The sequence below is a fragment of the Cellulomonas carbonis genome, from assembly GCF_014636275.1.
Classification (GTDB): domain Bacteria; phylum Actinomycetota; class Actinomycetes; order Actinomycetales; family Cellulomonadaceae; genus Actinotalea; species Actinotalea carbonis.
This window is the reverse complement of record NZ_BMEB01000001.1, coordinates 19544-33331: the sequence shown is the minus strand read 5'-3', so window position 1 is coordinate 33331 and position 13788 is coordinate 19544. Positions and strand designations below refer to the sequence as shown.

13 protein-coding genes are annotated in these 13788 nt (G+C 72.8%); 3 read left to right on the top strand and 10 right to left on the bottom strand.

Annotation, left to right across the window (positions count from 1 at the left end; translation table 11 throughout):
• Positions 1–44: 44 nt before the first annotated feature.
• The 10 genes from IEV86_RS00175 to IEV86_RS00130 all read right to left on the bottom strand — a co-directional run bounded on the left by IEV86_RS00175 (position 45) and on the right by IEV86_RS00130 (position 10963).
• A complete protein-coding gene (locus tag IEV86_RS00175; protein WP_081978538.1) occupies positions 45–1052 on the bottom strand; it encodes a fatty acid desaturase family protein in 1008 nt (335 codons plus the stop codon).
• A gap of 187 nt (positions 1053–1239) precedes the next feature.
• On the bottom strand, positions 1240–1911 hold the full coding sequence (locus tag IEV86_RS00170) for a metal-dependent transcriptional regulator (protein ID WP_052425942.1): 672 nt from the start codon (positions 1909–1911) through the stop codon (positions 1240–1242).
• Positions 1908–2693 carry a metal ABC transporter permease gene (locus IEV86_RS00165; RefSeq protein WP_052425952.1) on the bottom strand — a complete coding sequence of 262 codons (786 nt, stop codon included), beginning with the start codon at positions 2691–2693 and terminating at the stop codon, positions 1908–1910. Before IEV86_RS00165 ends, IEV86_RS00170 begins: the two co-directional genes overlap by 4 nt.
• Before the next feature lie 158 nt (positions 2694–2851).
• Positions 2852–3628 (bottom strand): metal ABC transporter ATP-binding protein, encoded by a 777-nt coding sequence (locus IEV86_RS00160; protein ID WP_043603713.1) that lies wholly within the window; start codon positions 3626–3628, stop codon positions 2852–2854.
• Positions 3625–4557 (bottom strand): metal ABC transporter solute-binding protein, Zn/Mn family, encoded by a 933-nt coding sequence (locus IEV86_RS00155; RefSeq protein ID WP_043603716.1) that lies wholly within the window; start codon positions 4555–4557, stop codon positions 3625–3627. Before IEV86_RS00155 ends, IEV86_RS00160 begins: the two co-directional genes overlap by 4 nt.
• Positions 4558–4616: 59 nt before the next feature.
• On the bottom strand, positions 4617–5378 hold the full coding sequence (locus IEV86_RS00150; protein WP_081978528.1) for a YceI family protein: 762 nt from the start codon (positions 5376–5378) through the stop codon (positions 4617–4619).
• Positions 5371–6048, bottom strand: coding sequence for a copper resistance CopC family protein (locus IEV86_RS00145; protein WP_161784019.1), 678 nt, complete (start codon positions 6046–6048; stop codon positions 5371–5373). The genes IEV86_RS00150 and IEV86_RS00145 overlap by 8 nt, the downstream gene beginning before the upstream one ends.
• 78 nt (positions 6049–6126) lie before the next feature.
• On the bottom strand, positions 6127–7767 hold the full coding sequence (locus IEV86_RS00140) for a metallophosphoesterase family protein (protein WP_229734415.1): 1641 nt from the start codon (positions 7765–7767) through the stop codon (positions 6127–6129).
• 562 nt (positions 7768–8329) lie between these two features.
• Positions 8330–8902: a DinB family protein gene (locus tag IEV86_RS00135; RefSeq protein ID WP_043603719.1), complete on the bottom strand. Its 573-nt coding sequence runs from the start codon at positions 8900–8902 to the stop codon at positions 8330–8332.
• Between the two features lie 1854 nt (positions 8903–10756).
• Complete coding sequence (locus tag IEV86_RS00130; protein ID WP_052425944.1) at positions 10757–10963, bottom strand: helix-turn-helix domain-containing protein; 207 nt, start codon at positions 10961–10963, stop codon at positions 10757–10759.
• A 238-nt stretch (positions 10964–11201) separates the two neighbouring features.
• On the opposite strand from IEV86_RS00130, the gene IEV86_RS00125 reads away from it, so the two are divergent.
• From IEV86_RS00125 to IEV86_RS00115, 3 genes are all read left to right on the top strand, one after another.
• Positions 11202–12008, top strand: coding sequence for a hypothetical protein (locus IEV86_RS00125; protein ID WP_043603725.1), 807 nt, complete (start codon positions 11202–11204; stop codon positions 12006–12008).
• A 263-nt stretch (positions 12009–12271) separates the two neighbouring features.
• On the top strand, positions 12272–12862 hold the full coding sequence (locus tag IEV86_RS00120) for a hypothetical protein (protein ID WP_052425945.1): 591 nt from the start codon (positions 12272–12274) through the stop codon (positions 12860–12862).
• Positions 12863–13326: 464 nt separating this feature from the next.
• Positions 13327–13764, top strand: coding sequence for a hypothetical protein (locus IEV86_RS00115; RefSeq protein WP_081978532.1), 438 nt, complete (start codon positions 13327–13329; stop codon positions 13762–13764).
• Positions 13765–13788 lie beyond the last annotated feature (24 nt).

The following is a 13788-nucleotide window of genomic DNA, read 5'->3' as shown; positions in this document are numbered from 1 at the left end:
TCAGGCTACCGCCCGGGACCCCGCCTCCCGGCGGCCGGCCGGGCTCAGCGGGCCGAGCGGTACTCGAGCGTGAGCGGGCACTGGAACGGGTCGCGCGCCGCGAGCCCGACCCGGTTGAGGTACCGGATCACGATCGCGTACGAGCCCATGAGGGTCGTCTCGGTGTACGTGATGCCCCGGCTCTCGCAGAACTCACGGACCATCGGCTGGACGCGGCGCAGGTGCGGCCGGGCCATGCTCGGGAAGAGGTGGTGCTCGACCTGGTAGTTCAGGCCGCCCGTGAACCAGTCGGTGAAGCGGCCGCCGCGCACGTTGCGGCTCATGAGCACCTGGCGCCGCAGGAAGTCGACCTTGGCGTTCTTGGGGACGATCGGCATGCCCTTGTGGTTGGGCGCGAACACCGCACCCATGTAGAGCCCGAAGAGGCCGAGCTGCACGCCGAGGAACGCGAACGCCATGCCCACCGGCAGCAGCCAGAAGACGAGGGCGAGGTAGCCGCCGAGACGCAGCGTGACGAAGGCGATCTCGACGGGACGTCGCTTGACCTCGCCGCGGCCGAAGATCGTCCGGACGCCCGAGATGTGGAGGTTGAGGCCCTCGAGGAGCAGGAGCGGGAAGAAGAACCAGCCCTGGCGCTTGGCGAACCACGCCTTGACGCCCGTGCGGGGCCGGTCGAGGTCCTCGGTGGTGAACACCAGCACGCCCGACTCGATGTCCGGGTCGGCGTCGACCTGGTTCGGCTTGGCGTGGTGGCGGCTGTGCTTGTGCTGCCACCAGCCGTAGCTCATGCCCGCGTAGAGGTTGGCGATCACGAGGCTCGCCCAGTCGTTCCAGCGCCCCGAGGCGAAGATCTGCCGGTGGGCCGCGTCGTGCCCCAGGAACATGACCTGCCCGAGGACGACCGCCAGCGCGGCCGCGACCAGCAGCTGCCACCACGAGGCGCCGATGACGACGAACGCCGCGACGAGACCCACGAGCAGCGCGGTCAGGACGACGAACTGCGTCCAGTACCACGCGTAGCGCCGACGCATCAGGCCCGCGTCCTGCACCATGCGCGCGAGCGCGGTGAAGTCGCTCGTCTGCCGGGTGCGCTCACCACGGACGGACCGACCGGCGGTCGCGGGGCGCGCGTCGCCGGGGTCGCCGTCGGCGGGGGTCGGGGCGGGGTTGTCGAGGGCGGTCGTGGCATCCACGGGCAGCTCCGGTTGTCAGGGGCCGGCGGGGCCGCCGACACTGAACCTACGGCAGCGTAACCTGCGCTCCGCCGTCGCGCGCCCCCTCGCCGTCCGGCGCGTCCACGGGCTGGACGCGGACCGCACGCAGCGCCGGCCCGGACAGCGCGACGGGCGCGACGACGACGACGTCGAGCGCCACGCCCGCGGCGTCGCACTCGCGCAGGACCTCGGGGACCGCGTCGTCGACGCGCACGACCCGTCCCGCCTGCCCGGCCGCGAGGTCGGCGAGCAGCACCGCGTCCGGTCGGTGCACGGTCCCGTCGGCGTCCGGCACCGGGTCGCCGTGCGGGTCGCGCGTCGGCGAGCCGAGCGCGCGGTGCAGGCGGTCGACGAGCCGGTCGGACACCGCGTGCTCGAGCACCTCCGCCTCCTCGTGCACCTCGTCCCAGGCGTACCCGAGGGCCTCGACGAGCCACGTCTCGAGCACGCGGTGCCGGCGGACCATCCGCACCGCGAGCGCTCGCCCGGTCGCCGTCAGCGTCACGCCGCGGTACGGCTCGTGGACGAGCCACCCGCGCTCCGCGAGCCGCTGCACGGTCTCCGAGACCGTCGGCGCGCCGACGCCGAGACGGCGCGCGAGCCGCGTCGTCGTGACCGGCGCGTCGTCCCACTCCTGGAGGCTCCACACCACCTTGAGGTAGTCCTCGACCGTGGCGGACGGCGTGCGGGCGCTCACGCGACCGCCCTCGTCCGCACGCGGGACACGACGTACGCGGCCGCGAACAGCAGGCCCTGGCACACCACCACGAGGCCCGCGCTGCCGACGTCGAGCGCGTAGCTGCCCCACGTCCCGACGACGGCCGCGACGGCCGCGAGCACGGGCGCGACGACGAGCATCCGCCCGATCCGGTCCGTCAGGAGGAAGGCCGTCGCGCCCGGCGTGATGACCATCGCGACGGCCAGCACGACGCCGACGGCCTGCAGCGCGACGACCACGGTCACCGCGAGCAGCCCGAGCAGCAGCGCGCCCGTCCGTCGCACCGGCAGCCCGACGACGTGCGCGTGCACGCGGTCGAACGCGTACAGCGTGATGTCGCGTCGCAGGACGACGAGCGTGATCCCCGTCGCGGCCGCGAGGACGAGCACCTGGACGATGTCCGCGTCCGAGACGCCCAGGACGTTGCCGAAGAGGATGTGCGTGAGGTCGACCTGGCTCGGCGTGGTCGAGACCAGGACCACGCCGACCGCGAACACCGTCGTGAAGACCACCCCGATCGCGGTGTCCTCCTTGAGCCGGGTCGTGTCCCGCACGGCGCCGATCAGTGCCACCGCACCCACGCCGAAGACGACGGCGCCCACGGCGAACGGCGCCCCGACCAGGTAGGCGAGGACGACGCCGGGCAGGACCGCGTGGGAGACGGCGTCGCCCATGAGCGACCAGCCGATGAGGACCAACCAGCAGCTCAGGAGCGCGCTCACGACGCTCGCGACGACCGTCACGAGCAGCGCGCGGCGCATGAAGCCGTACTGCCAGGGCTCGACGAGGACCTGCCACCACGCCGAGGCGTCGGCCGTCCCCGGCCCGCCGGGTGCGGTCACCACGTCGACCAGCCCGACGAGGCCCGGGAGGGCGCCCAGGGCCTCGGCGCTCAGCGCGCTCACGGTGCTCACCGTGCTCACCGTGACCCTCCCCCGCGCGTCGGGACGCGACCGGTCGCGGGGTCGAGGCCGAAGGTCCGAGCGAGGTTCGCCGGCGTGAGGACGTCGGCGGTCGGCCCCGCGGCGAGCACCCGGTGGTGCAGGAGCACCGAGCGCGAGCACAGGTCCGGCAGGACCGACAGGTCGTGCGTCGAGACGAGCACGCTGCCGCCCGCGTCGACGATCTCCCGCAGCACCTCGGTCACCGCGGCCTGCGACATGACGTCGAGCCCCGTGAACGGCTCGTCGAGCAGCAGCAGCCGCGCCTCCTGGGCGAGCGCGCGAGCGAGCAGCACGCGCTGGCGCTGACCGCCCGAGAGTCGCCCGATCTGGCGCCCGGCGAGCCCCTCGAGGCCCACGCGCGCGAGGGCCTCGGCGACCGCGCGGTCGTCGTCGGGGCGCGCGCGACGGGTCGGGCCCATCCGGTGGTAGCGACCCATGAGGACGACGTCGCGCACCGAGACGGGGAAGTCGCGGTCGAGGTCGTCCTGCTGCGGGACGTAGCCGACGGCGCCCCGCGCCCGGGCCTGCGCGACCGACCCGCCGAGGACCTCGACGCTGCCGGCCTGGGCCCGCACGAGCCCCACCACGGTCCGGAACAGCGTGGACTTGCCCGACCCGTTCATCCCGACGAGGCCGCACGCCTGACCCGCCCCGACGTCGAGCGTCACGTCCTCGAGCGCGACCGTCTCGCGGTACCGCACGGTCAGCCCGCGAACCGCGAGCGCGGTGCCGGTGCCGGTGCCGGTGCTCACGAGCCCTCCCCTGTGAGCCCCGCCACGACGACGTCGACGTCGTGCCGCAGGAGGTCGAGGTAGGTCGGTGCGGGGCCGTCGGCGGTCGTGAGCGAGTCGACGTGCAGCACGCCCGCGAACCGGGCGCCCGTCTCCCGGGCGACCTGCACCTGTGCGGTCGGGGCGACGGTCGACTCGCAGAACACGGCCGGCACGTCGGACTCGCGGACGGCGCGGATCACCGCGGCCACCTGGCGCGGCGTCCCCTGCCGCTCCGCGTTGACGGGCCACAGGTACGCCTCCGCCATGCCCGCGTCGCGCGCGAGGTAGGAGAACGCACCCTCGCACGTGACGAGGAGCCGCCGTGCGGGCGGGACGGTCGCGAGGGCAGCGAGCAGCTCGCCGTGCAGACGCTCCAGCCGCGCCGCGTACCGCTCGGCGCGCGCGGCGTAGCCCGCAGCGCCCGCGGGGTCCACCTCGGCCAGCGCGCCCGCGATCGCGTGCACGTAGTCCTGACCCGCGCGCGGCGACATCCACAGGTGCGGGTTCCGGGCGTCGCCGTCGGCGATCGGCAGGCTCGCCATCCCGTCGGTCACCACCACGGTGCGCAGCCCGAGCGGCTCCACGAGGCGCTCGACCCACCCTTCGAGGCCGAGCCCGTTGACGAGCAGCAGGTCGGCGCCGGTCGCGCGGCGCAGGTCGTCCGGGGTGGGCTCGTAGCCGTGGATCTCCGAGCCGGGACGGGTCACCGACGTCACCAGCACGTCGTCGCCGGCCACCTCGGCCGTCATGTCGGCGAGGACCGTGAAGCTCGCGACGACGTGCAGCCGCGCGTCGCGACCGTCGTCAGCCGCGGGCGCGTCGGGGGCCGCGGCGCCCACCGCGCACCCGGCGAGCAGCGAGAGCGCTGCGGCGGCCGCACCGCGACGTGCGCTGGCAGGTTTCGGCACACCGAAATGTCACCACACACGGTGCCCGTGCGCCAGGGAGCGGGCGGGGGTGCCGCCTCTCAGCGCGTGAGCTCGAGCAGGAGCTCGAGCGTCCCCTGCGGCTCGACGGTCACGAAGCCGAGGTCCGGTGCGGACAGCCCGAAGTCCTCGAGGACCACCGGTGCCGTCGCGGCGACCTGGACGCCGTCGGGCGTCCGGCGTGCCTCCACCTCGAGCGTGACCGGCCGGTCGACCCCGTGCAGCGTCAGGGTCCCGGCGACGGGGACGAGGACCGGCTCCTGCGCCGTCGCGAGCCCCGAGACATCGACCGGCTCGGTCAGGCGGAAGACGGCCTGCGGGTAGGTGGTCGTGTCGAGCGCACGCCGGAAGTACGCGTCGCGCGCGGACTCGTCCGTCGCGACGCCCGCCATGTCGACCGCGACCTCGACCTGGGTCAGCATCCCACCGGTGACCGTGAGCGCTCCCGTGACCTCCTGCGTCCGCCCGACGACGGTCACGGCCTCGCCAGCGAGCACCTCGTCGATCCGGTAGCCGGCCTCCGACCCGGGGCCCACCTGCCACGTGCCCTCGACGTCGAGCGGTCCGGCGACCGTCGCCGGCTCGTGCGTCTCCTCGGGCAGGACGAGCGGCTCACGCTCCTGCGGGGCCACGACGCGGGCGTACACCCACGGGCCACCCGTGAGGAGCGCGACGACGAGGAGCACGGCGCCGAGCGTGACGAGCCCCCGACGACGCGTGACCTCGGGGTCCGGCTCCCGACGCGGTCGCGGCGCGCTCGGCCGGACGTCCCCACGTCGTGCGGGTCGCGTGCGTTCAGCCACGCCCGGACCCCCGGCGGCGCACGACCGTCCACGCGGCGAGGGCCAGGAGCGCGACGCCGACGACGACGCCGACGGGACCGGCCGGGCCGCGACGCGCGGGCTCGGACGCGTCGGCGCCGGCGGCCTGCGAGGCTCCCGCGGCGGCGACGTCGTCGTCCGCACCGTCCGTGGTGCCCGCCGCCGCGCTCGGCGCGGGCGCCTGGTCCCCCGATTCCTCCGCCTCCTCCGTCGGCACCGGCTCGGGCGAGGCGCTCGGCCCGGCCGGGTCGGTGGCCCCCGCGGCCACCTCGAACGCGAACGTGCCCGTCACCGGGTGACCGTCGCCCGACACCGATCGCCACTCGACGGTGTAGCTGCCCGGGACCATGCCGGTCGCGAGCGGCTGGACGACCCGCTCGCCCTCGACGAGGGGCGCGCCCTCCACCCACTCGCGACCGTCCGGGCCCGTGACGGTGACCGCCGCTCCGACGTCGAGCTGCGTCGACGAGAACGTGAGCACGACGTCGGTGGGCGGAGTCCCGACGACGGCCCCGTCCGCGGGCTCGCTGCCCACGAGGGCGTCGTGCGCGAGGGCCGGGAGGGGTGCGACCACGGCGAGCACCAGGCCGAGCAGCAGCACGAGGGATCGGCGGCCGCGCGGGCCCGGGGTCGGCAGGGGGCGGGGACGCACGGGGCTCCTCTCGACGGGCGGGGGCGTCGCGCCGGGCGAACGCGGCACCTACCGTACGCCCCGCGCCCGGGGCACCCGTCAGACGGGGACGTCGGGGTCGGTCGTGCGGGACCAGACGGGCGCCGCGGCCGGCCAGCGCAGCGCCGGGCTCACGGTCACGGCGGCGTCGCGTGCGACGCGGACCAGGCGGTAGTCCACGACCCGGCCCGTGGCGGCGTCGAAGCGCAGGACGGTCATCTCGGCGGCGCCGTTGAGCGGTCCCACGGTGGCCTGACCCTCGATCGCACCCGCGGTGCTGCTGCTCACGTACCGCACCCCGCTGCCCTCCACGACCGGGCCGATCCGGCGGTGCCAGTGGCCCGACACCTGCGCGGGTGCGCACCCGCGCGCGAGCGTCTCGGCGCCGATCGCGGGGTCGTGGACGAGCATGAGGTCGATCCCCGCGTCGTCGGCGCACGCGACGTCGGCGAGCCTGTCCGCGAGCTCGCGCGGCGTCTCGGCCCCGTCGACCACGGTGCCCTCGCCGATGCGGGTCGAGCGCGGGTCGCGTGCGCCGAGGACGCGCACGCCCGCGACGTCGACAGGCTGACCGTCGAGCACGACCCAGCCGAGCGAGCGTGCGTGACCCGTCACGACGGCGCTGTCGTGGTTGCCGTCCGCGACGACGGTCGTGACCCCGGCCGGCGTGGCCTGCGCGAACGCCGTGACGCAGTACGTCTCGACCTGCGTGCCGTTCATGGTCGTGTCGCCCGCGTTGAGGACGACGGTCGCGCCGGACTCCTCGATCGCCGCACGGATCACCCGCGCCATCCCGACGTTGCAGTGCAGGTCCGAGACGACCAGCGCCACGACCGGGTCCTCGACCGGGGACGGGCCGACGAGCCCCGCGGCCTCACGCACCTCGGCGACGCGTGCGTCGACGTCGCGCCGCTCGTCCCACGCCTCACGCACGCTCGCCGCGGCGGTGTCGTAGAACGCCTCGTTCGAGCGGTACGCCGCGACGGCCCGCCCACCGTAGGTGTCGATCACGCCCGCGAGCCGCCCGGTGATGACGGCGCCCTCGAGCGCCGTCCCGTCGAAGACGGACGACGCACGCCCCGGGGACGGTCGCGTGGGCGGCGAGGTGCCCGATGCGGTGACGGTCGACGCGACGACGACGAGGACCAGCGGAGCCGCGACGAGGACGTGCCGGTTGTCCCGGACGACGACGGCGAGCTCGCGGCGCCGATCGGGTCCGAGCAGTGCGCGGAACCCCAGGACGAGCCCGGCGAGCACGGCCGTGGCGACCGCGGTGCGGCGCAGCGCGTCGGTGACCAGCGTGCGGACGGCCACGTCGAGCGTGGCCTCGGGCGCGCTGAAGAGCCGGACGTACCGGTCGAGGTCTCCCGACAGCTGCTCGAGCGTGCTGGCCGTCGGCACCTCGACGAGCTCGCGGGGGATCTCCTGGACCGTCACGCGCGCGCCGAGCGCCGGCACGGGCGACTCGATCACGAGGGTGCCCAGCGGCCCCAGGTCGACCGTCACGCGGTCGTCGAGCGTGACCTCGTAGCGAGCCTGGTGCGGGCCGAGGCTCGCGGTGGCCGACGCGGTCGCGATCCCGTACAGGGCAGCGGGCAGCACCAGGGCCACGACGACGAGCAGGTCCTTCGCGACGGCGCGCAGGTCGGGCCGCGGCCGGCGCCCACGTCGTCGCCCGGGAGCGTGCGGTGGCATGGTCATCTCGGGTCCAGCCTGTCACGCGGTGCGGCACCCCCGCCTGCCGAGGGCAGGGGCCGGAGGGTGCCCGGGGACGGCGCCTCGGAGGACCGCGGCGGGCGGCCCGGGACACGCAGAAGGGGCCCGACCTGACGGTCGGGCCCCTTCGTCGGTGGAGCTGAGGGGACTCGAACCCCTGACCCCCTGGATTGCCACGGCACCATCGCGACCCAAGAAGGTCTTCGCTCATCTCGACTCGTCTCGCGCTGACCTGGGCAGACGTCCGGATCGGTGCGGTTCAGACTCCTCACGCTAGACGCTTCTGGGGCTTCTTGGCGCCCCCTGGCCGCCGAAAAGTGTCCATTAAGTGTCCAGTCCGGGCAGTCCCCTGTCGCGCGAGGGCGTCCGCGTTCTGCCACGACCAGTGCACCCCAACCACGCATCGTTGGTGTCGCTCATCGGCGGACGCAGAGCCCGCAGGCATGACCGTGCGTCTGAGCAGCGCGATGAGCGACATGGCGTGGCTGGGCTGACGGCGCCGCGCCAGTGGGCGGGACATCTCCGAGGACTTCGCCGTCGTAGACGTTCAGGCCATGCGGGCGGCCGCCCGCGCTGCAGCGTCCACCTGCGCTCGGTGTGCCGCCCAGTCCTCATCGGACGACCTCGGGTGAGCACCGGCCGCGTCGTCCAAGTGCTCGCGCAGGATGTCGGCGTGGCCGGCATGCCGGTTGGTCTCGGTGAGGACGTGCACCATCACGTTGAACAGCTTCACTTCCGGCCGCGGCCACCAGGGGACGACCCCTGGGGCGTCGATCGGCAAGGCCTCGATCGTGGCGTCGGCGTGAGCGCAGGCCCGCCGGTAACCGTCCAGGATGTCGCCGCGCGACTCACGCTCGGTGACCCACAGGCTGTCTCGGTTCGCGTAGTTCGGGTCGTCGAAGCTGGGAATCGGTTCCGGGTACGGCCGGCCGAAGATGTCACCGAGGTACCGCGCCTCGGACAGGGTCAGGTGCTTGACCAGACCGAGCACGTTGGTCCCCGTCCTCGTCAGCGGACGCCGAGCGTCGTACTCCGAGAGACCCTCGACCCTGCTGAGGATCGAACGGCGTACCCAGCGCAGGTCTTCGTGGAGGTAGGCCTTCGCATAGTCGTCGATCACACAGCGAGCATCGCACCCGCGACGGTCACCGATCAGCCTGACGTGCCCCTCACTGATCGCGTGGTGGCCTGCTGCCCGCCCATCGACCGCGCACGCGCCTCGGCGGTTACAGGCCGCCTGCGGCATGTGCGGGCGCTGTCATTTCAGGGAGATCACTCGGTGCTCGAGGTCCTCGAGATCTACGAGCTGCAGAGCGGTGGCTGTGCCGGGTAGCCCGATCTCCGGCCAGGAGACGACGAGGCCGAGACGGCCGTCCTGGGGCAGATCGCAGATCCAGGACGCCTAACGCGAATCGAATCGACCGCTGCCGCCCGACTCCGACGTCGCGACGGGCTCGACCAACCCCCGCTTGCCGTTGGCCGTTGCGACCAGGCGCAACGCGGAAGCGATCCGACCGAGACGTTGAGAGGCCTCAAACCTGACCCGACTCGGCAAGAGTTTCGCCCCCGGACACAGGGGAAGGCGCAAAGGCGCTAACGACACGCACTGAACCCTAGCGCCGGCGCAACTCCCCACTGGGCAGATCGACACCCAGCGAGCAGACGCCCGGCGGCCTAAGCGCGACGTGCACGCGGATTGGGAGGGCGCACCCTAGGGACGGCGCCCCTGCAGGGAAAGCACTCGACTGGCAATCGACCGAACCACACGCCTGGCCGAGCGCTCGCTCGGACTCGAGCCGGTCTGCCAAGTGCTATCAACTCGACCGTGTCCGATCAGGAACTCCTGTCGGCGCTCGTACGCCTCGGCGCGAAGCGCCCACACAGGTGCCTGCGCGTACGCCTGGCGCAGCCCTCGGCGGGAGAAGGCCCACGCTACCCCCGCAGCGACAAGGCCGAGAACCACAGCACCCACGCCGACATATAAAGCGCGTACGAGCACAGACAAGCCTGGATCGTTTCCCTCGGTCAGTGCGATCGAGAGCAGGATTCCGATAAGGGTCCCGTTCGCGAGTGACGTGGCGTAGACGTCGCGTCCGCCGCGGCTCGCGAGTTCGGCTGCGACGACTCGCGCCAATCTCGCCCACTGCCCCGCTTCATCGGCTCTGTCGATCATGTGGGGCCTTGGGAACTTGACGGGGCGGTCGCGCTTCAACCCACGCCGAGGGGGCGTACAGAGCCATGGCGACTGATCGTCGGGATCGTCTACGGTCCACAAATGAGAGGCGGGCTCAGATCTCGTCCACGCGCGCATGCCCTAGAGGCGTCGTCCAGTCGGTCACCATTCACGACCAGACTTTATGCGCCAAGCGGCGACCGAGGCGGGATTCGGGGCCCGAAGGGCCGCTCTCACCGAGTGCTAAGTTTGCTGGCCCTCGACTGGTTCGAGTCCAGTCGCGGGAGCACAGTGTTTGCGCAGGTCAGGCCCCGTTTCGGCGGGGCCTTCCGCGTGTCCGTGCCCAATACGTGCCCAATCGAGAACGATCTTCGAGGGCCTCGAGGGCCAACGCGGCGCCGTTGCCCGGCAGCTGGCGTCGCTCGAGGGCGGCCTGGAGACATGCGTTGGGCGTGCCGGGCTAGCCCTCTTCGGGGTGCGGCTCGCCCTGTGCGACGACGCGCACCTCGAGGCAGAGCTCGCACCGGTACGAGGTGGTCGCGCCGTGCTCACTGAACGACCTCCACTGCACTCGCCACATGTGCATGCGTTCAGCGTCCACGACCCACCGCGCTGCTCCCCCGGGGCGACCTGGCGTGCGGTGCCGCACATCGCGGCGAAGCGCGGAAGGCGTCGGCAAGCCGCGTCGTGCGGCCGGTGCACACCGGTCGGAGTCGTCTCATACCCAGATCATCGCGCGGGCCGCACGTCGGCGGGTGGGTCGTCAGCCGAGCTCCTGATGGTGCCCGCCACCGCAACGGCTCAGCCGACGCCACCGAAGGGGCGCAGGATCGCTTCTACGTCGCTGCGGCGGATGCGGACCACGCGCGAGCCCACCTTGACCGCCCGGAGTCGCCCGGTCGCGATCAGCTGACGCACGAACCGCTCGGTGACCTGAAGGTCCCGCGCGACGTCCGAGACCGTGACGAACGTCGACGGGCGTGCGCCCTGCACCGGATGCGTGGTCATGGCTCCTCCAACGAGCGAGTGACGTGGCGCCGAGGTTCCTCGCCGTGGATAGACGCGCCGATGACGGGGAGCCGACTCAGTCACCCGTCATCGAGGGCGTCACGGTCGACGCCCGTCGTCGGTCTCCCACACCTGCACCCGTCATCACGCTGCTGACCTGCACCACCGTTCCGCGTCATCGCTGCGGCTACACCTCCCGAACACCGTCGCCCGTGTCCGCCGAGACCGGGAGGCAGTCATGGACGACATGCACACGACGAGAACGACCCATCGTGGGTTCAAGACCACACCCCCGAGCGTCGTGCGTGACCGCGCCGGGCTGATCAGTGCGCTGCGACGGGTCGACGCCGAGGGATGGGAGGGCCCGACGGGGACCGCACTTCTGCACTACCTACGCGCCGAGCTCGTGCGTCCGCTCGCGATCCGGGCGGGCCTTCGAGGCGCGGCGGCGTCGCAGGCGGAAGCCACCGCGTGGGAGGCGGTGTGGGAGGCGATGACCAAGCCCTCGCTGCGCGAGGCTCAATCGCCATGGGGAGTCCTGTGGCAGGTCGCCCGGCGCAGCGTCCTCGGCGAAATCGTCGCCGCCCAGTACGGCACGAACGAGCGGCGCGGTCGAAGCCTCGCCGCAGCCGCCCGGCAAGGTGGCGCCCACCCGGCTACCTCCCTGGACGCCGTGCTGGCGGAGGGACGTGAACCGGCGTCCGCGACCGCCGACCCCGCCGTTGGCGTGCTCTGGCAGGAGGTGCTGCATCACGCGTGCACCGCGCTCGTAGATGTCGGGTGGGAATCGGGAACCGCGGCTCGCATCGTCGACGCGGTGCTGTGGATGCCCACGACCCCGGATCCGCGGTGCACGATCGTCGGCTGGCGCCTGCTCGCGTGCGATCTCGACGTCCCCCCGTGGCAGGCCCGCCGGCTGGCCCTCGCGCTTCGAGGCACCAGCAGCGCACCGGGTCTGATGCCACTCCTCGCCACGATCGGCGAGCCCGCCCTACGGGACCCGGCGCTGCGCGAGGCGCTACGTGCCACGCGGCGCCGCACATGACCGTCGCCGCGCCGACGGCCGGACTGCCGTCCACAGCCCATCGAGCCCCGTGGGTTTCCCACAGATCTACGCGCAGCGCCCCATGTTGCGTACTGGCGCGCCCTACCTAGTCCTATGAGGACTCGCGCGACGTCGCATCAGTGCACGGCTCGGCTCGATCTGGGCCTGTTCGATCGTGCGCGGAGGGTGTCCAATGGAAGCTCCGGTCGAGGGGGACCGGGCAGCAGCGCATCGCGCGTGAGCCGTGGGGGCGGTGACCGGGCATGAGGCGTCGATCGGCCGTCGAGCGGCTGGCAGTCATCGCAACCGTCGCCGCGCTCGCGACCGCCCTCGGCTCATGCACCACAGAGCCGCCGGCGACGGAGGCCACTCCCAGTAGCCCGTCCGTTGTCACGCCCGAGCCGACCCCCACGCCGAGCCCGACCGTCGACGCCGAAGTCGCGGCAGCAGAACAGGCCGTGCTCGACGCCTACAACGGCTACTGGCGGGCCAAGGTCGCAACGTTCGCCCGACCGGCGGACCCCGAGCCGCCGGAGCTCAGCCAGTACGCGATCGACGTCGCGTACACCGACGTCAAGGCGAACGCCTTCGCATTGCAGTCAGACGGCGTGGCAATCGTTGGCGAGCCAGTTCTTCGACCGACCGTGTCAGCGATCGATCTAGCAGACCCGGGGACGGCGACGATCGTGGACTGCGTCGACGTCAGCGACTGGCAACCGATGTTTCAAGCGACTGGGGAGTCGGCTGCCGCCCCTGACCAGGCGCGCCGAGTGCTGAGTACCTCCACCGCCTTCCTCAGCGAGGGCCGCTGGGTAATCCGCACGTACGAAGTGGACCGGGGCACCCAGTGCTGACCGCCATAGTCCTCGCTGCAGTCGTCGCCGTCGCACCGGCACAGAGCGGCGCGACAACGGGTGGTTCGGTGACGTGCCCACCAGGCTCTGACGTCTGCTGGGTCGAAGCCGACGGCCCAGGGACTACTCCGTCGCCGCCGCCACGTGATGCTGGCGGCGACGGCACAGGCGGTGACCGCGTCTGCGTGATCGACCGCACGAGCGAGGTAGTCCCATGCCACCTGGACGACTTCGGGTGGTTCAACGCTGCCGACGCCTGCTACTACTCGATGCTCGACCCGCAACCACCGAGCACAGATGCCGCGTGGCAAGGCAGATACCCCGAGGGTGCCGTCTACCGAGTGATCTGCGTGGATCGGGTTCCGGGGACGAACGGCGGCTGGGCCTGGCTCCCTACTCCCCCGCCTGGGTACGGCGGGATCTCGGTGACGCCGGCGCAGCTGGCGTCCCGGGCGGTGGACCAGATGGCTCTGGCGGGTCCGGCGATCGGGATCACGGTGCCGCCGGAGAGGGTGGGGCTGGTGGGTGTGCCGGTGTGGTTGTGGACGGAGGTCACCCCGACGACGTGGGGCCCGAACTCCGCGACCGCGTCCGTGCCGGGGCTGGTCGTCACGGCGACCGCGCGGGTGACTCAGATCGTGTGGGACATGGGCGACGGGAACTCGGTGCTGTGCCCGACCGCGGGCACGCCTTGGTACGAGGGCGGAATCGAGTCCCCGACCTGCGACCACATCTACGACCAGCCGTCGTTCGAGCAGCCGAACGGCGCCTACACGATCACCGCGACGTCCACCTGGGACGTCGCCTGGTCTGGTGGTGGGGCGTCGGGGTCGTTGACGGTCACGCGCTCGTCGTCGACGACGGTGCGCATCGGCGAGCTGCAGGTGCTCGTCACGAACTAGCCGGGCACGGCGGCGTCATCGGGG

Coding starts and splice junctions, on each gene's coding strand:
- IEV86_RS00125 (WP_043603725.1), top strand. CDS start 11,202: ATGGACGACATGCACACGACGAGAACGACCCATCGTGGGTTCAAGACC.
- IEV86_RS00115 (WP_081978532.1), top strand. CDS start 13,327: ATGGCTCTGGCGGGTCCGGCGATCGGGATCACGGTGCCGCCGGAGAGG.
- IEV86_RS00140 (WP_229734415.1), bottom strand. CDS start 7,767: ATGACCATGCCACCGCACGCTCCCGGGCGACGACGTGGGCGCCGGCCG.
- IEV86_RS00130 (WP_052425944.1), bottom strand. CDS start 10,963: ATGACCACGCATCCGGTGCAGGGCGCACGCCCGTCGACGTTCGTCACG.
- IEV86_RS00175 (WP_081978538.1), bottom strand. CDS start 1,052: ATGGTGCAGGACGCGGGCCTGATGCGTCGGCGCTACGCGTGGTACTGG.
- IEV86_RS00165 (WP_052425952.1), bottom strand. CDS start 2,693: ATGCGCCGCGCGCTGCTCGTGACGGTCGTCGCGAGCGTCGTGAGCGCG.
- IEV86_RS00120 (WP_052425945.1), top strand. CDS start 12,272: ATGAGGCGTCGATCGGCCGTCGAGCGGCTGGCAGTCATCGCAACCGTC.